This window comes from Glutamicibacter sp. V16R2B1, assembly GCF_005774635.1.
GTDB lineage: Bacteria > Actinomycetota > Actinomycetes > Actinomycetales > Micrococcaceae > Glutamicibacter > Glutamicibacter creatinolyticus.
In genome coordinates, this window is the sequence record NZ_VATX01000019.1 from 1 (window position 1) to 18960 (window position 18960).

Genomic DNA, 18960 nt, shown 5'->3' on the forward strand with positions numbered 1-18960 from the left:
CAAGACCGGCTGGGTTTCGGGCAAGTACCTGCGCTGACCGGTGCTGCCGCCCCGGTGAGAGCGGGCAGCCGGGGTACCGCAAGCAAAACAGCAGGCAAGGGGTGGGACGAAGCCGATTCGTCCCACCCCTTGCCTGCCTAACGTCCCAGCTTTGCGGATGATGCCTAGCGTTCGCCGAGCAACCCGCGCATCACGCTGATCACCGCCGAAGCCGCCTGGCTGATCTCGTTTTCCTTCATTCCACGGGTAAAGGAGAGCCGGATGGCGGTATGCGCCAGTTCCGGCTCGTACCCCATGGCACTGAGCACCGGGGAGGGATCGGTGGAGCCGGCGGCACAGGCCGAGCCCGAGGAGCACAGCACCCCGTGGCGTTCCAGCTCAATCAGCACGGTCTCCCCGGCGGTGCGCGGGAAGACCAGGGACACGATCCCGCCGATGCGCTGGGTCGGGTGCCCGGTAAGCGCCACCGATCCCGGGAACTGCTCGTTGAGTTGGCCGGTGATCCGCTCAATCAGGTAGGGGCCGTAGCCCTCCCCGGCCCCGGCCTCGCGTTGTTCGCGCACGATTTGCAGGGCCCGGGCGATCCCGGCGGCACCGGCCGGGTTTTCGGTCCCCGAACGCACCCCGCGCTGCTGGCCGCCGCCGTGCAGCAGCGGCACGATCGGGTGGTTGGCAGCGTAGTAGAGCACCCCGGTGCCCTTCAGCGCCCCAATCTTGTGACCGGAGATGCTCAGCGCATCCACGTGCGGGGTCAATTCACTCAAATCCAGCCATCCGGCGGCCTGCACCGCGTCGGTGTGCATGAACGCGCCGGCCGCGCTGGCCAGGCGTCCGAGCTCCGCAATGGGCTGGATGGTGCCGACCTCGTTGTTCACGGCCATGACCGAGACCACCGCGGTCTTCGCATCGATCAGCCGCTCGGCGGCCGCCAGGTCCACCACGCCCTCGTGGTCCACGGGGATCAGTTCATGGGTGAAACCGTGGTGTTCCGCCAGGAACGCGGCCGCGTCCTGCACCGCGGGATGCTCTATGGCGCTGGTAATGATCTTCCGTCCCCGTGGGGCTGCCAGGGCCGCACCGATGACGGCGAGGTTGTCGGACTCGGTGCCTCCGGAGGTGAAGTAGATTTCATGCTCCCCCACCCCCAGCTCATTCGCCACGGTGTTGCGGGCCCAGCTGACCGCCCGTTCGGCGTTGCGCCCCAGCTCATGGCGGGAGGACGGGTTGCCAAAGTCATGGGTCAGCAAGGGACTGATGGTGTCCAGCACCTGCTGGTGGGCGGGCGCGGTCGCCGCGGCATCCATGTAGATCATCCGATCACCATATCCAATCCCAGATCGACGGCCGCCACCGAATGGGTAATGGCGCCGCAGGAAATGATGTCCACCCCGGTTTCGGCGATCTCGGCGACCGTGGCGGCATTGACGTTCCCGCTGGCCTCGACGATGGCCTGGCCGTCAATGAGTTCCAGGGCGGCCGGGATGTCCGCCGGGGCAAAGTTGTCCAGCATGATCACATCCACCCCGGCGGCCAACACCGCGGGGATCTGGCTGATGTCATCGACTTCCACCTCCATGGCGGTGGTGTGCCCGAGCCGGGAACGCACACGGCGCAGCGCACTGGTCAACTGCTCACCGTCCCCCAGCAGGGCCAGGTGATTGTCCTTGGCCATGAACGCCTCGGAGAGGTTGTCCCGGTGGTTCACTCCCCCGCCGCAACGCACCGCATAGCGTTCCAGGGCCCGCAGGCCGGGAGTGGTCTTGCGGGTGTCGGCGATGCGCGCCTTGGTGTGCGCCACCTTCCCCACCAGTTCGGCGGTGGCGGTCGCAATGGCGCTCATCCGCTGCAGCAGGTTCAGCCCCACCCGTTCGGCGGTGAGGATGCTGGCGGCCGGCCCGCTCACGGTGATCAGCTCGTCCCCCACCTCGAAGCGCTGCCCTTCAGCGAGGTGGGCCGTGATCTGGATGTCCTGATCCACCTGATGCATGACCCGTTCGAACACGCCGCTGCCGGAAAGCACGCCAGGTTGGCGGGCCACCACGGCGGCGCGGGCGGTGACCGCCGCGTCCAATACGGTGGTGGCGGTGATGTCCCCGCGGGGGCAATCCTCCAGCAGGGCGAGCGACACAATGGCATCAATGACGGAGCGCGGGACGGGGTGGATGGAACTCATCAGGCGTAGATTTCCTCGAAGGTGTTGGTGGTGGTCTGTTCGCTGAGCGGAAGCTGCCAGCAGGTGCGTGCTGCCGGGTGCGGCTCGGGGTGATCGGTCCGGTAGTGCGCCCCCAGGCTGTGGGTGCGTTCCTGCGCGGCGTGGGCGCTCAGGCGGGCAATGAGCAGTAGGTTCTCCAGCTCGTGACGGGCGCGGGGGCTTGCGGCCACCGGTTGGGCCTGCCGTAGCCGGGCGATGGCTTCCTGCAGGCCAGGACCGTCGCGGTGCACCGCCAGCTGGTCGGTGGCCAGCTGGCGCAGCTGTCCAAGGTCCATCCCCTGGCCTGGTTGGGTTTCGGGCAGTGGATGGACGGCGAGCGCCAGCGAATCCGCCCGGGCCAGCGGCGGGTCGGTGAGCATGGCGTTCACGGCACGGCGGGCGAAAACCAGGGCTTCGAGCAGGGAATTGCTAGCCAGCCGGTTGGCCCCGTGCACTGCGGTGTTCGCGCACTCTCCGGCCGCATAGAGCCCGGGCACGGTGGTGCGTCCGTACAGGTCGGTGAGGATCCCTCCCATGAGGTAGTGTTGGGCCGGGCGCACCGGGATCAGATCGTGTGCCAGGTTCAGCCCGCAGGCCTGCAGTCGACGTGTAATGGAGGGGAACCGGCGGGAGAGGAAACCTCTGCCCTGGTTCTGCTCCACTGCCCGGGCATCCAGGTAGACCGGGTGGTCGGCCATGTTCTGCGCGTGGATGGCCCGGGCAATCACATCGCGTGGCGCCAGTTCGGCCCGTGGATCAATCCCGGGCATGAAGCGCTCGCCGGTGCCGGTGACCAGCACGGCGCCTTCCCCGCGGACCGCCTCGCTGATCATCCCCGCGCCCGGGTGGGCTTCGGTGTCCACCATGGTGGGGTGGAACTGCACGAATTCCATGTCGCTAATTATTGCCCCGGCCCGGGCGGCGAGCGCGATCCCGTCCCCGGTCGCGCCCACCGGGTTGGTGGTGTGCCGGTAGAGACCGCCAATGCCGCCGGTGGCCAGCAGCACCCGGTCCCCGGCCAGCGTGTGATCGCTGCCGTGTCGCAGATAGCGCACGGCGTGCCCAGAATCCTGCCGGCGTTCAAGGGCGGTGACCAGCGCGTGCTCGATTACGCTGAGGTTTCCGGCCTGCTCTGCTCTGCGGCAGGCGGCGACCAGTGCGCGGGTCAGCCCCTGACCGGTGGCGTCCCCGTTGATGTGCAGGATCCGGTGGGCGCTGTGCGCGGCCTCCAGCCCCAGCTGGTAGGCGCCGTCCCCACTGCGGTCAAAGGCCACCCCGTGCTGTTCGAGCTGATCAATGATTTCCGGTGCCGCGGCGCACAGGGTCTGTACGACCTGGACCGAGCCGTGCCCGTTCCCTGCGGCCAGGGTATCGGCGACGTGGTTGGCCACGGTGTCCCCGGCCACTTGTCCCTGGGAGGTCAGGGCGCTGATGCCGCCCTGGGCCCATTCGGTGTTGCCGGTGCCCAGTCCGTCCTTGGTCAGCAGCACCGGGTGCACGCCGCGGCCTACCGCGCTCAAGGCGGCCAGCAGCCCGGCGGCCCCGGAGCCGACAATGATGATCCGGGTCATGGCCGGGCAGCCAGCATCCGCTCCAGGGCGGTCTTGGCATCGGCCTGCTCGGCCTGCGGCACCTCAATACGGTTCACAATGCGCCCGGCCACCAGTTCCTCCAACACCCAGGCCAGGTAGCCGGGGTGGATGCGGTACATGGTGGAGCAGGGGCAGATCACCGGATCCAGGCAGAAGATCGTGTGCTGCGGGTACTGCTCGGCCAGCCGGTTGACCATGTTGATCTCCGTGCCAATGGCGAAGGTGGTCGGCTCGGTGGCCCCGGCGATGGCCTTGAAGATGTAGTCGGTGGAACCCGATTCATCCGCCGCATCCACCACCTCCATGGGGCATTCGGGGTGCACAATGACCCGCAGGTTCTCGTGCTCGGCCCGCGCCTTGTCAATCTGCGCGGTGGTGAAGCGCTTGTGCACGGAGCAGAAGCCGTGCCACAAGATCACTTTGGCGGTGTTCAGGGTGTCGGCATCGTTGCCGCCCAGTTCCCGGCGTGGGGTCCACAGCGGCATCTGCTCCAGGGGGATCCCCATCGCCTTGGCCGTATTGCGGCCCAGGTGCTGGTCCGGGAAGAACAGCACCCGCCGGCCGCGCTCGAACGCCCACTCCAGCACGGTCTTCGCGTTCGAGGAGGTGCACACCAATCCCCCGTTGCGGCCCACGAACGCCTTCAACGCCGCGGAGGAGTTCATGTAGGTCACCGGGATCACCGCGGCGCGCCCGTCATCCTCCTCGTCCCGGTACAACTCCATCAGCTCATCCCAGCACTGCTGGACGCTGGGGGCATCGGCCATGTCCGCCATGGAGCATCCGGCCGAGAGGTTCGGCAGGATCACCGCCTGGTCATCCTGGGAGAGCACATCGGCGGTTTCGGCCATGAAGTGCACCCCGCAAAAGACAATGTACTTGGCCTCGTCACGGGTCAGTGCCGCATTGGCCAGCTGGAAGGAATCCCCCACGAAGTCGGCGTACTTGACCACCTCGTCACGCTGGTAGAAGTGCCCCAGCAGCACCACGTCATCGCCCAGGGTCTCCTTCGCCGCACGGATGCGGGCATCAAGTTCCTCCTCGCTGGCGCTGAGGTACTGCTGGGGCAACTTCTGCTGCCGCGGGAAGTTCGCCGGGGCCTGGTCCCCCTGGGAGGCGCCGGGGCCGTAACCGGATGGGGTGTCCCAGGGGTTGGCCGAGAGTTCGGATGAGCAGGTGGAGCCCGGAGCGTTGAGGGTCAGCCGGGTGATGGTCGAGGAAAGGGTAGGGCTACTCATGGTTGGTATCTACTTCCAGTGGGTCATGGCCGCTGCCCGCGTAGCGGTAGAGCCGGGGTGGTCGGTGCTGGCCGCCGGCGAGGTATTCGTCGGTGGCCACAATGCTCTGGGTGGCTTTGAGTTGGCGGCGGAAGTTGGCTGGGTCAAGTTCCTTGCCCAGCATGGCCTCGTACACCGCCCGCAGCTGGGCCAGGGTGAAGCGCTCGCCGAGCAGCCGGTGGGCGATTTGCCCGTACTCGACCTTGTTGCGCAGCCGCCACAGCGCGTAGTCGATGATCTGCCGGTGATCGAAGGCCAGGTTCTCCAGGACGGGATCGTCCACCGCGAACCAGGCCACGTTCTCGTCCTCCACAGTGGCACCCACCTGGGCCTCGGTGACCAGCGCGAAATACGCGATGGTCACCAATCGCTGGGTGGGTGAACGATCCGGGTCACCGAAGGTGTAGAGCTGTTCCAGGTAGCTGGGCCGCAGCCCTGTGGTGCTAGCCAGGGTGCGGCTGGCGGCGGTGCCAAGGGACTCGCGGGGTCCCACGGGGCCACCGGGCAGCGCCCACTGTCCGGCGTGGGGTTGGCGAACGCGGCGCACCAGCGGTAGCCACAATTGTGCTCGGCCGCCGTCGATGGGCCGGATACCGAAGATCACCGTGGAAACGGCCAACGCCGGTGGCATGTTGCGCCGTTCTGCCACGTTGGCTGATCCCAGCGGGATGCTCATCAAGGCCTCCTGATTTGCCGGCTGCTTGTTTAGGGTGATGACCGGCCGATTGGAATTTGGTTAGAGTCATTCTGACATTAACTCTCCGAGGCTTCCACCCGAAGAACGATTTGTGACCGCAGTGACATATAGTTTTGAGCATGACCTTGGATCTTAATCTTCGAGTTATCCCCGCGAACACCGAGGCCAGTGCACCAACCGTGCTGCTGATCCACGGCTTCGCCTCCTCCGCAGACCTAAACTGGGAACGCTCCGGATGGGTTCGGCACTTCACCGAAAATGGGCGCAATGTGGCGCTGGTGGATCTGCCCGGCCACGGAGAGGACCCGAACCGCAACGACGGCAGCTGGGCCCCGAGCCGCATCCACCTTGCCCTGGCCAAGGTGGTCGAATCTCTGGGTGGCCCGGTTGACGTATTGGGCTACTCCCTGGGCGCGCGCCTGGGCTGGGAGCTGGCCGCCAAGCATCCCGAGCTCGTCCGCCGCCTGATCATCGGAGGCCCCGGCAGCCTGGACCCGCTGGCCGCCTTCGCCTTGAATGAGGCGCGCAATTTCGTGGCCACCGGTGAGTCAATCGCTGATGAATACACGGCAAAGGTGATGTCGATTGCGATCAACGAGAAAGCCAACGATTTCAATGCGCTGTTCAAGCTGATCGACGGCATCAAGACCGAACCCTACGATCCGGCCGAAGCGGTGCCGACCACGCCGACCCTGCTCGTCGCCGGGGACCAGGACGACTTGGCCACCACCATGCCGTACCTGCGGCGCCTGCTTCGTGAAGCCGGAGCGGACACCGAAGTCGTATGGCTGGCCGGGCGGAATCACGCCAGCGCAGTAACCAGTCGCGAGTTCAAGACCGCGGCACTGAAGTTCCTCGACGCATAGTCCTCCAGCTTCCGAATTCCAATGAGTTCGGTCGGACGAAAAACAGGCTGGCTGTAGTCCCTGAAAACTACAGCCAGCCTGTTTTGTGCCTGCGCCCTATTAGCGAGCGACGGCTTAAGAGCTTGGGTCGGGCGAAGTCTCGCATAACGCGCCCGGAAGGCATTCCCCAATGCGTCTGCCAACTCGGTACCCCATCCCCATGGGCCTAGTAGGCATATCCGGTTGCGGTGAACTTCGCCCGACCAATACTCATAATGATAGGGGAACCCCCAAGTTTCCAAAATCCGAAGTCTCAGGAAAAACGCTGTTTCACCGCGTGCTTTCTTAAGGCAGCAACCCTACTCAATCCAACGGCTTGAACACGCCTGCACCCCAATAACTGTTTTGCCGTACGCTTATCCGTCATGTACTGGTAGTCAATGCACGGATACCGGTTACACACATTTGGCTGACTTATCTCCCCCGGTGAAAAAGACTACGAGAGAAGAAGTACCTTTGACTCAATTTCTTAGTAGAAGATTCCCAGAATCGTTGCTGGTAGATCCTGTCACAATCCATGCGCGTGCATGTAACAATCTCTCAATGTGGAATGTCTCAGCTGCTGAAGGACCGCAATTCCCGGGCAACTCTTATGGCTTTTGGTTTCGCCCCGCACCCGTACTGGACGCAAAAGCGGGCCCCTTCGGTCCGAGACGGACCCCATTTTTCAGGTTCTTCCATGGCAACTTGGCTGGATCGGCGGGGAACGGGCCAGGCGAGAGGGCGACAATCACCTGCCCAGCGATATCCTCAAAATCGCCCCTGAAGTGAACTGAGCTCTTAACTACTAGAATGTTTTGAGTCTCGGGCTCTACCCCTGGTGCGCGGAATTGGTTCCTGTCCATAGTTTGCGCCTTGTGGCTGTTAACAATGATTCGTATATTCCCCTTGCGAAGTAGCACCGAGGGCCCGACGGACAGTTCGTTGCCATTCATCATTGGTCCTTCAAAACGCACGAACCCGGCAGTGATCCTCTCCACCGTGAAAATCCCCTCTATTTCGGGGTCTCCTTCAATCTGGGATCCTTTCAGCTTAATTGTCACAGTCTCGTTTTCGCCCGCTTCAATAGCCGTAGCAACGACGTGAGGATCAAAAATGGAACAAACAGCGCTTTTCGGAACGTCTCTGAGAAGTAGTTCCGCTAGTAGACCGTTCGTGTTTCCATCGCCTCCAGCGCCCGGATTATCTTGAGTATCCGCAATAACGACAGGGGCACGACCTGCCGCGACGGCAGCCTCGGCCGCATCCAGGGCTTCTGCCGTCGGTAGGGCGCGCAAGGCAAAATCCGCTTCTAGGTTTCGGATTGTCTCTGCCAGTTCGTGGATTCTTGCCTTTAGCAGGGTTTCGTCCGAGCCGTATCCAAAAACGCAAGGCTGGCAATCTGGAACATCTGTGGCCGGAAAGGCCATCGCTACTGATAAAACGCTTTCCCCTTCCGAAGCACACAGAGCCGAGAAGATGTCCCTCGCTGGAGTAGACATGGTACTGCCGGAAATAGTAGGTATAAGGAAGTCGATGCGCTCTCGCGCCATCACCAATCGTTCGCCCGCCAGGCAACGGCCAAGCAAGCGCGCGGCTGCAATTCCTGTTTCTGCCATGTCGATGTGGGGGTACGTTCTGTAGGCCACCATGGCGTCAGCGTGGTTGAGCATTCCGTCACTTATATTCGCGTGAAGATCCAAGCTAACAACTATGGGGATATTTGGACCAACGACCGCTCTTACCCGCCGAATAAGCTCTCCGTCACCGTCATTGTATTTCTCAGTCACCATGGCACCATGCAAATCAAGATATACACCATCAGGACGAGATTCTTCGCAGGCGTCAGTTATTAAACGTACGATCCGTTCATAAGCGGTATTAGTCACTGGCCCCGAAGGTGAAGCAGCACACCAAATGACAGGAAGGAGACTCCAATCGTCGTTTGCTGCTGATATGAAACCACCTATAGGGACATTTACTTTTCTAAGTTCAAGAACTTCCCCTCCTCTATGCATTCGAGGAAATCCCTCGCCATTCTCAAAGTTTGCCCAATCCGCTACGGATCGCGCAAAGGTATTAGTCTCGTGAAGGAACCCAGCAATTATAATACGTTTCAATTTAAAACCTCATTTCTTTTGAGCTTCAACGATTTGGGGAGAAGGAACAACGCAAGGGCGGAAAGGCCCAAGAGTCCAACCATGGCGAGCAACCCGCCCTGGGTAGAGCCAGTCGCCTGTTTGACAAAGCCCAAGAGCGTAGGTGCGACAAAGCCGCCCAAGATTCCTACGGTGTTAATCAGAGCAATTCCCCCAGCAGCTGCAGTTCCACCAAAGTGCTGACTCGGAACCGCCCAAAAGACTGTGTAAGCACCCCACGCGCTACAGATGGCGACGCAAAGTGCCGTGAACGAAAATAAGAAGTTTGAACTGGTGAATGCAGCTAATGTCAAGCCGACTGCGGCGAGGATGGTTGGGAAGATGGTGTGCCAGTGCCTATCTTGCGTCCTGTCCGAACTCTTACTCAAAAAAATCATCGTAGGGATAGTAAGTACGTAAGGTATTGCCGCCAATAAACCAACAGTTAAATTATTTCTAATTCCGTTGTCACTAAGAATTGTCGGTAGCCAAAAACTGACGGCATAGATTCCGCACATGATACCGAAATACGCAACCGCCATCACATAGACTGCTGGGTTTTTGAGAACATCTACGAAACGATGGTCACTGCGGGCAGCATCCGTTTCGGTTATGACACGACGGACTATGGCCTTTTCGGCAGCAGTGAGCCAAGGCGCGTCATCTGGTCGATCGTACATGAGTTTCCAAAATAGGTACCCAAGCAAGAGACACGGGATACCCTGGACAAGGAACATCCACTGCCAACCGGCCATGCCAAGTAGATCATCCATGGCAGAAATAATCGCGGCTGATACTCCCGACCCGAGAATAGAACCAATTGGACCAGCCAGCATGTAGATTCCCATCGCTGCTGCCATTCTTTTAGCAGGGAACCAATACGTGAGATACAGGATGATACCTGGAGCAAATCCGGCCTCAAATATTCCCAGTAAGATCCGCAAAGCGTAAAAACTAAATTCGTCGCGAACGAAGAGCATCGAGGCGGAGACAATTCCCCACAGAACCATGATGCGTGTAATGGTCTTGCGAGCTCCAATTCTGTGCATGACCATGTTGCTGGGGATTTCTAGGATCGCGTAGGCCAAGAAAAACAGTCCGGCACCGATACCGAAGACCGCTTCAGTGATAGCCGGGATGTCCTCTTGCATGTGCAATTTTGCGAAACCGATGTTCACGCGATCGAGGTACGCGAATGTATAACAGAGCAGCAGGAACGGGAGTAGCCTTCTATTGATTTTTCGATAGACGCTTTCTTCTGCCGACGATCGGCTCGAAGCTACCGCGGAACGGGGTGACGATAGTCGTTTCATGAATGTCCTCTCTGACTACAGCCACACTAGGATGTGAATCACACCATTTTAAAAATTGAAGGAAAATCGTTCAGAAGTGGATGATAAAGACGGATTCGACACTCTCTGTCTGGAGACTTAAAGGATGAGCTATAAGGTTCATGCAACGGATTTGGAGATCGTGGATGCGCTTCAAGCATCTCCGAGAGCTACATGGGCGTCAGTCGGAAAAGCTCTTGGTCTCTCAGAAGTCACCGTTGCGCGAAGATGGAACAGGCTACATACGCTTGGGTTAGCTTGGACGAGCATTGCGCTTCATCCCTCGCAAAGTTATGGGGTCGTAGTTGAGATTCGATGCGAGCTAGATCGTTTAGAGCACCTGCTTAATCAGCTGAACCAGCACCCACAGATCTTTACAGTGGGTCAAACTACAGGCGAATACAATCTGTTCTGCATAATTGGGTCCACAAATGTCAACGGTGTCATACACACTATTCATGAGCGACTTCCAGACCTGACGAAGACATCCCAAGTGAAATTCAGCATCTTTTGGCAAATCACAGGTGGGGTGGACTGGCGGCAAGGAATCTTGCCCGCTGGCGATGAATCGCACCTTAGAGTCCATTCAGAGGGGCATACGACGCGCAGGTTTCCACCTCTTAGCAAAAAAGACAGACGGTTGTTCCTCGCTCTCGCAAGAGACGCCCGAAAACCGTTGGCCGATTTAGCTGCGGAGCTGTCCTTATCGACAGAAATTGTACGTCGGCGCCTCTTTCAACTGCAGGCTTCCAACGAGATCACTTATAGATGCGATGTAGCGAGGCCGTCGTTTGATCTGCCACTCGGCTTATTCGTCTTGGTTAGGACGCCTTCTCTAGATAGCGAGCGTATAGCACGCGACTTAGGCGCTTGGAAGGAAACTCGTTTTTGCGCAGCAGTAGTAAGTAGTACAAACATAGTCTGGATCGCAGGTCTTCACGATCTCCCAGACGTCGGGACAATGATTGATCGTCTAACAACTACCTTTCCCGAGATTGAGGTGGCCGATCAGCGAGTTATCACTCGAATGACGAAAATATACGGGCGCTTGCTCGATACAACTGGAAAGTCACGAGGATGCGTTCCATTTGACCCATGGGAAGACTAGCCGCGCAAGGCCATTCCCCTGTACCCGCCGATTTTCGTCGCGTACCGACCGTCGAATTTTTCCCGCTTGACACCCTAAGAGATTCAGCGCACACTGATCGTATACGATTTGATGTACGAAGAAGTGGGAGAATCAATGAGCACCTCGGTTTCGGTCAACGAGTCGACCTTCGCGCAGGCAGGGAAGGTGCTGGCCGTGCACCTGTCCTACGCTTCGCGGGCCGCCCAGCGCGGACGCACCCCGAAGTACCCCAGCTACTTCATGAAGGCCTCCTCCTCGTTGGCAGTTTCCGGCTCGACCGTCGAGCGCCCGGCCGGCACCGAGCTGCTGGCCTTCGAGGGTGAGATCGCCCTGATCATCGGCAAGGCCGCCCGCCGCGTTTCCGTCGAGGACGCCTGGGGCCACGTTGGCCAGGTCACCGCCGCCAACGACCTGGGCGTGCATGACATGAAGTACGCCGACAAGGGCTCGAACATCCGCTCCAAGTCCGGGGACGGCTACACCCCGATGGGCCCGAACGCTTTAGAGGCGGCAAGCATTGATCCGGCCAAGCTGCGCGTGCAGACCTGGGTCAACGGTGAACTCGCCCAGGATGCCGACACCTCCGAGCTGCTCTTCTCCTTCGCCCAGATCATTGCCGACCTCTCCCAGCAGATGACCCTGCTGCCTGGGGACGTCATCCTCACCGGCACCCCTGCCGGCTCCACCGTCTTCTTCCCCGGCGATGTCGTCGAGGTTGAGGTCACCGACCTGGTCTCCGGGGCCAGCACCGGCAAGCTGAAGACCACCGCCGTGGAGGGGACCGATGCCTTCGCCGCCTTTGGCAACCAGCCCAAGGTCACCGAGAAGGACAAGGAAGACGCCTACGGTGACCGCGCCGCCGCCGGACTGGAGCCGATCATCACCGGCAAGGACGTGCTCACCGATGAGGTGCGCGCCAAGCTGGAGGCCGTGGCCACCGCCACCCTGTCCGCCACCCTGCGCAAGCTGGGGCTGAACAACGTGAACATCCAGGTGCCCGGCGCCACCAAGGGCATGCAGCGGGTCATCGGCACCGCCCGCACGCTGCGCTACGTGCCCAACCGCGAGGATCTGTTCAAGAAGCACGGGGCCGGCTACAACACCCAGAAGCAGTCCATCGATTCGCTGGGCGACGGCGAGGTGCTGATCATGGAGGCGCGTGGGGAAACCGGGGCCGCCACCCTGGGCGACATCCTGGCCCTGCGCAGCCAGACCCTGGGCGCGGCCGGCATCATCACCGACGGCGGTGTGCGCGACCTGGACGCGGTCACCGGACTGGATATTCCGGTGTTCTACAACGGCGCCCACCCGGCCGTGCTGGGCCGGCGCCACGTGGCCTGGGACAAGGACATCACCGTGGCCTGCGGTGGGGTTACCGTGCAGCCCGGGGATGTGATCGTGGCCGATTCGGATGGCATCGTGGTCATCCCGCCGCACCTGGTCGCCGAGGTCGCCGATGCGGCGCTGGCCACCGAGAAGTCCGATGAGTTCATCTTCGCCATGGTCCAGCGCGGGCACGTCATCGACGGGCTGTTCCCGATGAACGCGGACTGGAAGGCCAAGTACCAGGCCTGGCAGCAGGCCGGCAGCCCGGACCTGGACAGCTGGGAACTCTAGCCATGACCCCCTCGAAGTCCGAAGCGGCCTATGCCACCATCTCCGAGCGGATCAACAACGGGGCCTACTCCCCCGGATACCGCCTGGTGCTGGGAACCATTGCCGAGGAGCTGGGCTGCTCGGTGGTTCCGGTGCGCGAGGCGATCCGGCGGCTGGAGGCCGAGGGGCTGGTGAACTTCACCCGCAACGTGGGGGCCACGGTGGCGCAAATCGATTCCACCCTCTACCTGCACACCATGCAGACCCTGTCGGTGATCGAACCGGCCGCCACCGCGCTGGCCGCACCGCTGATGGATCAGTCCCTGCGCCAGGCCGCGCGTGAGGTGAACCAGAAGATGCGCGAGTGCCTGGACAGCTTCGACCCGGTGGCCTTCACCCAACTGAATACCGAATTCCACAAGCTGCTGTACTGCCAGTGCCCGAACCCGCACATCCTGGACCTGGTCCAGCGCGGGTGGCGGCGCCTGGCGGCGATGCGCTCCTCCTCCTTCTCGCACATCCCGCACCGGGCTTTGCAGTCGGTCCAGGAGCACGAGCACCTGCTGGACCTGCTGGAGGACGGGGCGTCCGCCGAGCAGATCGAGCAGGCCGCCCGGCGGCACCGCACCAACACGCTGAACGCCTACCTCAAGGCGGCGGGCATGGAGCCCTCCCCCATCTAGGCAAACCAGCACCCAAGATTTTCGACCACAAGTTTTTTGACCGTCTTTGCAACGCAACGCGAAAGGACACAGCCATGAGCAAGCACTTCGTTCCGGAGAACCTGCCCAGCAAGATCCAGCACTACATCAACGGTGAGTTCGTCGATTCCATCGGCGGCAAGACCTTCGAGGTGCTGGACCCGGTGACCAACAAGCCGTACGTGAACGCCGCCGCCGGGCAGAAGGAGGACATCGACGCCGCCGTCGCCGCCGCCACCGAGGCCTTCAAGAACGGCCCGTGGCCGCGCATGAAGCCGCGCGAGCGCGCCAACGTGCTGTACAAGATCGCCGACGCCGTGGTGGCCCAGGAGGACCGCCTGGCCGAGATGGAAACCTTCGACACCGGCCTGCCGATCACCCAGGCCCGCGGCCAGGCCCGCCGCGCCGCGGAGAACTTCCGCTTCTTCGCCGACCTGGTCGTGGCCCAGCACGACACCGCGCTGAAGGTCCCCGGCTCCCAGCTGAACTACGTGAACCGCAAGCCGATCGGCGTGGCCGGGCTGATCACCCCGTGGAACACCCCCTTCATGCTCGAATCCTGGAAGCTGGCCCCCTCGATCGCCTCGGGCTGCACCGTGGTGCTCAAGCCGGCGGAGTTCACCCCGCTCTCGGCCTCCCTGTGGGCCAAGATCTTTGAGGACGCCGGGCTGCCCAAGGGCGTGTTCAACCTGGTCAACGGCATCGGTGAGGAAGCCGGCGACGCGCTGGTCAAGCACCCGGACGTGCCGCTGATCTCCTTCACCGGCGAATCCTCCACCGGCCAGCTGATCTTCCGCAACTGCGCGGAGAACCTGAAGGGCATGAGCATGGAGCTGGGCGGCAAGTCCCCGGCCATCGTGTTCGAGGACGCCGACTTCGATGCGGCCATCGACTCCACCCTGTTCGGCGTGTTCTCGCTGAACGGTGAGCGCTGCACCGCCGGGTCGCGCATCCTGGTCCAGCGCGGCATCTACGAGAAGTTCATCCAGGCCTACGCCGAGCGCGCCAAGAACATCAAGGTCGGCGACCCGCACGACCCGGACACCCAGGTCGGCGCGCTGGTGCACCCCGAGCACTACGACAAGGTCATGAGCTACGTGGAAATCGGCAAGTCCGAGGGCCGCCTGGTCGCCGGTGGCGGACGTCCGGAGAACCTGCCCGAGGGCCAGGAGAACGGCTCCTACGTCGCACCGACCGTGTTCGTGGACGTGAAGCCCGACGCCCGGATCTTCCAGGAGGAAATCTTCGGCCCGGTCGTGGCGATCACCCCGTTCGACACCGAGGAAGAGGCCCTGCAGCTGGCCAACAACACCAAGTACGGCCTGGCCGCCTACCTGTGGACCAACGACCTGCAGCGGGCCCACAACTTCGCCCAGAACATCGAGGCCGGCATGGTGTGGCTGAACTCCCACAACGTGCGTGACCTGCGATCGCCGTTCGGCGGCGTGAAGGCCTCGGGCCTGGGCCACGAGGGCGGCTACCGCTCGATCGACTTCTACACCGACCAGCAGGCCGTGCACATCACCCTGGGCGAGGTGCACACCCCGAAGTTCGGTGCCGCCGACGCAGCCAAGATCGACGGCTAGTATCCCAAGAATTATTTGCAAAGGAGCAAGAACATGAGCAACGAGATCCCCAAGCCCTCGGTCCCGGCCCCGGACATCCTGCGCTGCGCGTACGCCGAACTGGTCGTCACCGACCTGGCCAAGTCCCGCGAGTTCTACGTGGACGTGTTGGGCCTGCACGTGAGCTACGAGGATGAGAACCAGGTCTACCTGCGGTCCTTCGAGGAGTTCATCCACCACAACCTGGTGCTCACCCAGGGCCCGGTCGCCGCACTGAAGGCCATGGCCTTCCGCGTGCGCTCAAACGAGGACGTGGACGCGGCCGAGGCCTACTACAAGGAGCTGGGCTGCCGCACCGAGCGCCGCAAGGACGGCTTCGTCAAGGGCATCGGGGACGCGGTGCGCGTGGAGGACCCGCTCGGCTTCCCGTACGAGTTCTTCTTCGAGACCACCCACGTCGAGCGCCTGCACATGCGCTACGACCTGTACTCGGCCGGCGAGCTGGTGCGCCTGGACCACTTCAACCAGGTGACTCCGGACGTGCCGCGCGGACGCAAGTACCTGGAGGACCTGGGCTTCCACGTCACCGAGGACATCCAGGATGACGAGGGCACCACCTACGCCGCCTGGATGCACCGCAAGGGCACCGTGCACGACACCGCCCTGACCGGCGGCAACGGCCCGCGCCTGCACCACGTGGCCTTCTCCACCCACGAGAAGCACAACATCATCCAGATCTGCGACAAGATGGGTGCCCTGCGCATCTCGGACCGCATCGAGCGCGGCCCGGGCCGCCACGGCGTGTCCAACGCGTTCTACCTGTACATCCTGGACCCGGATGACCACCGCATCGAGATCTACACCCAGGACTACTACACCGGGGACCCGGACAACCCGACCATCACCTGGAACGTGCACGACAACCAGCGCCGTGACTGGTGGGGCAACCCGGTCGTCCCGTCCTGGTACACCGAGGCCTCCAAGGTCCTGGACCTGGACGGCAACGTGCAGGAAATCGTTGAGCGCACCGATGACTCCGAGCTGGAGGTCACCATCGGCGCCGACGGGTTCTCCTACACCCGTGCCGGGGATGACGAGGGCACCTACGTGGGCGAAGCCTCCAAGGGCTTCAAGCTGGGCAACCAGCTCTAGATACCCCCACGCCGGGGCAACTCCTGGGCAGCCAGCAGGACCTGCGGAACGCACACAGTGCGTTCCGCAGGTCCTTTTTTGCGCCTTCCGGGGCCGGGCCCTGCTTTTGCAGGTGCATCCCGATAGCTTTTTATCCGCGACGTACCGCTGCGGTCCGGGACGCGCTCCGCCGGCCGCTTTGCCGGGGCCTGCTACTTCCCCGCACCGGCGGTCAGGCCGCCGACGATGTATTTCTGCAGGAAGAGGAACAGCGCCATGACCGGCAGCGCGGCCAGCACCGCACCGGCGGCAAAGACGGACCAGTTGGAGCTGAATTCCTCCGAAACGTAGGAATACAGCCCCACGGCCAGCGTCTGGTTCTCCGGCGAGACCAGCACCACCGAGGCGATCACGAAGTCCGAGGTGCTCGCGATGAAGGACAGCAGTCCCACCACCGCCAGGATCGGTGCCACCAGACGCAGGATCATGGTGAAGAAGATCCGTGCATGCCCGGCCCCGTCGATCTTGGCCGCCTCGTCGATCTCCACCGGGACGGTGTTGAAGAACCCGTACATCAGGTAGGTATTCACGCCCAGCGCGCCGCCCAGGTACACCATGATCAGCGCGACCTGGTTGTCGATGCCCAGCATGGGGTAGACCTCGCCCAGCGAGGTCAGCAGGATGAAAATGGCCACGACGGCCAGCAGCTGCGGGAAGATCTGGACCACCAGCAGGCTCATCAGGCCGAAGCGCCGTCCGGTGAAGCGCATGCGCGAGAAGCTGTAGGCGGCCAGCGCCCCGAGGAAGACCGAGGCCGCGGCCGTGGTCAACCCGATCACCAGGGTGTTGCCGAACCAGGCGGCGAAGGGCCGCTGCTCATTGCGGAACAGGTCGATGTAGCTGCGCAGCCCCACTTCGGTGAACAGTCCGTTGGATGAGAGCAGCGTTCCGTTGGGGTTCAGTGAGGCCGACAGCACATAAAGCAGCGGGAACGCCGCATAGATGCACAGGGCCACGCCGATCAGGTGGCGCCAGCCGGTGGCGGCGAACCACTTTCCAAAGCCGCGGCGGGCGGCGGGGCGCACGGGAGTTGGCGTCGACATTAGTTCAGCTCCTCCAGGGCCTTGGTCTGCTTGAAGCTGATCACCGCGATGATGGAGACCAGCACGAAGATGATGATGGAGAACGCACTGGCCAAACCGTAGTCGCGTTGCGAACCGACGAAGGCGACCTTGTAGACCATCGAGATCAGGATGTCGGTGGCACCCACGTTCAGCCCCGCTCCCTCCAGGCGTGGGCCGCCCTCGGTGAGCATGTAGATGACATTGAAGTTGTTGAAGTTGAAGGCGAACGAACTGATCAACAGCGGGGCCACCGAGACCAGCAGCAGCGGCAGCTTGATCAGGCGGAACACCTGGAACGGTTTGGCCCCGTCAATCTTGGCCGCCTCGGCCAGCTCGTCGGGGATGGACTGCAGCGCGCCGGTGCACACCAGGAACATGTACGGGAAGCCGAGCCACAGGTTGACCCAGAGCACGGAGAACTTCGCAAGCCACGGGTCGGTCAACCACGGGATCTGCGCCCCGCCGAAGAGCACCTGGTTCACGAACCCGAAGTCCTTGTTGAGCATGCCGGCCCAGACCAGGCCACCGAGGAACGCCGGGAACGCGTAGGGAAGGATGGAGATCACCCGGTAGATCTTGCGCCCCTTCATCCGCAGGTCGTTGAAGACCAGCGCCAGGAACAGGCCCATGAAGAACGTGGTGGCCACCGAGAGCAGGGCAAAGGCGAAGGTCCACAGCGTCACCGAGGACAGCGCGGTGCGGATGGAGGGGTCGCTGAACGCGCGGGTGAAGTTCTCGAACCCGACGTTGATCGACCAGCCGGGCATCAGCTGGGTGCCGTCCTCGGCGGTGAAGGCGCCCACCCCGGTATCCCGGTAGACCACCGAGGTGGTGGAGTCCGTCATGGTGCCCGCGGCCTGGTCGTACACCAGGTTGGAGGTGTACTGGTAGGCGGTGCGCCCGTCCGAGGTGCGCAGCGAGCCCTCGGCCGGGTCCTGGCTGATCGGCACGGTCAGCGAGGTCACTTCCGACTGGCGTCCGAGCAGGTCGGCGAAGCCCAGCTGCGTGTAGCCCTCCAGCTGCTCCGGGCTGGTGGGCTCGAGCGGCTGATCGGCGGACCCCACCTGCTGCACGCCGTCGCGCTGGACCAGCAGCGACAGCTCCTGGCCGTCATCAAGCACCGTCACCGGGAACGCCGGGGAGTCCGGCACACGGCTCTGGTTGGACTGCAGCAGCGCCATGACGGCGTCGTCCTTGTCCGAATTGTGGCCCGAGCCGTAGTTCGTGAAGGCGATGTAGCCGGTGTAGCCGATCACGAAGACCTGGAAGATCAGCAGGAAGATGGTGCCCGGCAGCAGGTACTTGGCCGGCAGCCAGCCCCGCTTGAAGTACACCACGTTGATGGCCAGGGTGATCACCGCGAGCACCGCGGCGATGGCCCAGGCTTCACGGCCGATCGCGGTGAACAGCGCGAACACGGCGGTGGCGTCCACGATGGCGATCATGGCGATCTTGGCCAGCATCGCCCCGGTGGAGGTGGAGGACGCGGCGGCAAAGCGGGATGCGGCCGGCGAGAGCTTGGCCTGCTGGGCGGCGTCGCCGGCGGGCGGCGGCTTGTGATGGGTCAATGACATCTTTGGCTGGTTTCTGGGTCGAATGGCGGC

General features: G+C 62.6%; 14 protein-coding genes. 5 read left to right on the plus strand and 9 right to left on the minus strand.

From position 1 onward, the window contains the following. Nucleotides 1-164: 164 nt before the first annotated feature. From FDN03_RS14025 to FDN03_RS14045, 5 genes are read right to left on the minus strand one after another with little or no spacing between them, the layout of a single operon-like run. Entirely contained in the window at nucleotides 165-1313 is a 1149-nt protein-coding gene (locus FDN03_RS14025; protein WP_138178136.1) for a cysteine desulfurase family protein, read from the minus strand. Continuing rightward, the gene (gene nadC / locus FDN03_RS14030; protein ID WP_171021265.1) at nucleotides 1310-2173 is read right to left on the minus strand and encodes a carboxylating nicotinate-nucleotide diphosphorylase; all 864 of its coding nucleotides are present in this window, start codon (nucleotides 2171-2173) and stop codon (nucleotides 1310-1312) included. Before nadC ends, FDN03_RS14025 begins: the two co-directional genes overlap by 4 nt. Next, complete coding sequence (locus tag FDN03_RS14035) at nucleotides 2173-3762, minus strand: FAD-binding protein (protein WP_171021266.1); 1590 nt, start codon at nucleotides 3760-3762, stop codon at nucleotides 2173-2175. Before FDN03_RS14035 ends, nadC begins: the two co-directional genes overlap by 1 nt. Continuing rightward, nucleotides 3759-5021: a quinolinate synthase NadA gene (gene nadA / locus FDN03_RS14040; RefSeq protein ID WP_138178138.1), complete on the minus strand. Its 1263-nt coding sequence runs from the start codon at nucleotides 5019-5021 to the stop codon at nucleotides 3759-3761. Before nadA ends, FDN03_RS14035 begins: the two co-directional genes overlap by 4 nt. After that, nucleotides 5014-5736, minus strand: a complete 723-nt coding sequence (locus tag FDN03_RS14045; RefSeq protein WP_138178140.1) for an NUDIX domain-containing protein — start codon at nucleotides 5734-5736, stop codon at nucleotides 5014-5016. Before FDN03_RS14045 ends, nadA begins: the two co-directional genes overlap by 8 nt. Before the next feature lie 140 nt (nucleotides 5737-5876). Between FDN03_RS14045 and FDN03_RS14050 the strand changes: the two genes are divergently transcribed. Continuing rightward, nucleotides 5877-6623 carry an alpha/beta fold hydrolase gene (locus FDN03_RS14050; RefSeq protein WP_138178142.1) on the plus strand — a complete coding sequence of 249 codons (747 nt, stop codon included), beginning with the start codon at nucleotides 5877-5879 and terminating at the stop codon, nucleotides 6621-6623. A 629-nt stretch (nucleotides 6624-7252) separates the two neighbouring features. On the opposite strand, the gene FDN03_RS14055 is transcribed toward FDN03_RS14050, so the two are convergent. Together FDN03_RS14055 and FDN03_RS14060 are read right to left on the minus strand one after the other, a co-directional pair. Next, the gene (locus FDN03_RS14055; RefSeq protein WP_138178144.1) at nucleotides 7253-8761 is read right to left on the minus strand and encodes a M81 family metallopeptidase; all 1509 of its coding nucleotides are present in this window, start codon (nucleotides 8759-8761) and stop codon (nucleotides 7253-7255) included. After that, complete coding sequence (locus FDN03_RS14060) at nucleotides 8758-10092, minus strand: MFS transporter (protein WP_138178146.1); 1335 nt, start codon at nucleotides 10090-10092, stop codon at nucleotides 8758-8760. The genes FDN03_RS14055 and FDN03_RS14060 overlap by 4 nt, the downstream gene beginning before the upstream one ends. Before the next feature lie 1261 nt (nucleotides 10093-11353). Between FDN03_RS14060 and FDN03_RS14070 the strand changes: the two genes are divergently transcribed. From FDN03_RS14070 to hpaD, 4 genes are all read left to right on the plus strand, one after another. After that, entirely contained in the window at nucleotides 11354-12856 is a 1503-nt protein-coding gene (locus tag FDN03_RS14070; protein ID WP_138178150.1) for a fumarylacetoacetate hydrolase family protein, read from the plus strand. 2 nt (nucleotides 12857-12858) lie between these two features. Next, nucleotides 12859-13518: a GntR family transcriptional regulator gene (locus FDN03_RS14075; protein WP_138178152.1), complete on the plus strand. Its 660-nt coding sequence runs from the start codon at nucleotides 12859-12861 to the stop codon at nucleotides 13516-13518. 74 nt (nucleotides 13519-13592) lie between these two features. Next, a complete protein-coding gene (hpaE, locus tag FDN03_RS14080; RefSeq protein WP_138178154.1) occupies nucleotides 13593-15122 on the plus strand; it encodes a 5-carboxymethyl-2-hydroxymuconate semialdehyde dehydrogenase in 1530 nt (509 codons plus the stop codon). 33 nt (nucleotides 15123-15155) lie between these two features. Next, on the plus strand, nucleotides 15156-16253 hold the full coding sequence (gene hpaD, locus FDN03_RS14085) for a 3,4-dihydroxyphenylacetate 2,3-dioxygenase (RefSeq protein WP_138178156.1): 1098 nt from the start codon (nucleotides 15156-15158) through the stop codon (nucleotides 16251-16253). A gap of 191 nt (nucleotides 16254-16444) precedes the next feature. On the opposite strand, the gene FDN03_RS14090 is transcribed toward hpaD, so the two are convergent. Then, nucleotides 16445-17335 carry a sugar ABC transporter permease gene (locus FDN03_RS14090; RefSeq protein ID WP_138178158.1) on the minus strand — a complete coding sequence of 297 codons (891 nt, stop codon included), beginning with the start codon at nucleotides 17333-17335 and terminating at the stop codon, nucleotides 16445-16447. Beyond that, on the minus strand, nucleotides 17335-18930 hold the full coding sequence (locus FDN03_RS14095; RefSeq protein ID WP_138178160.1) for an ABC transporter permease subunit: 1596 nt from the start codon (nucleotides 18928-18930) through the stop codon (nucleotides 17335-17337). The genes FDN03_RS14090 and FDN03_RS14095 overlap by 1 nt, the downstream gene beginning before the upstream one ends. Between the last annotated feature and the right edge of the window lie 30 nt (nucleotides 18931-18960).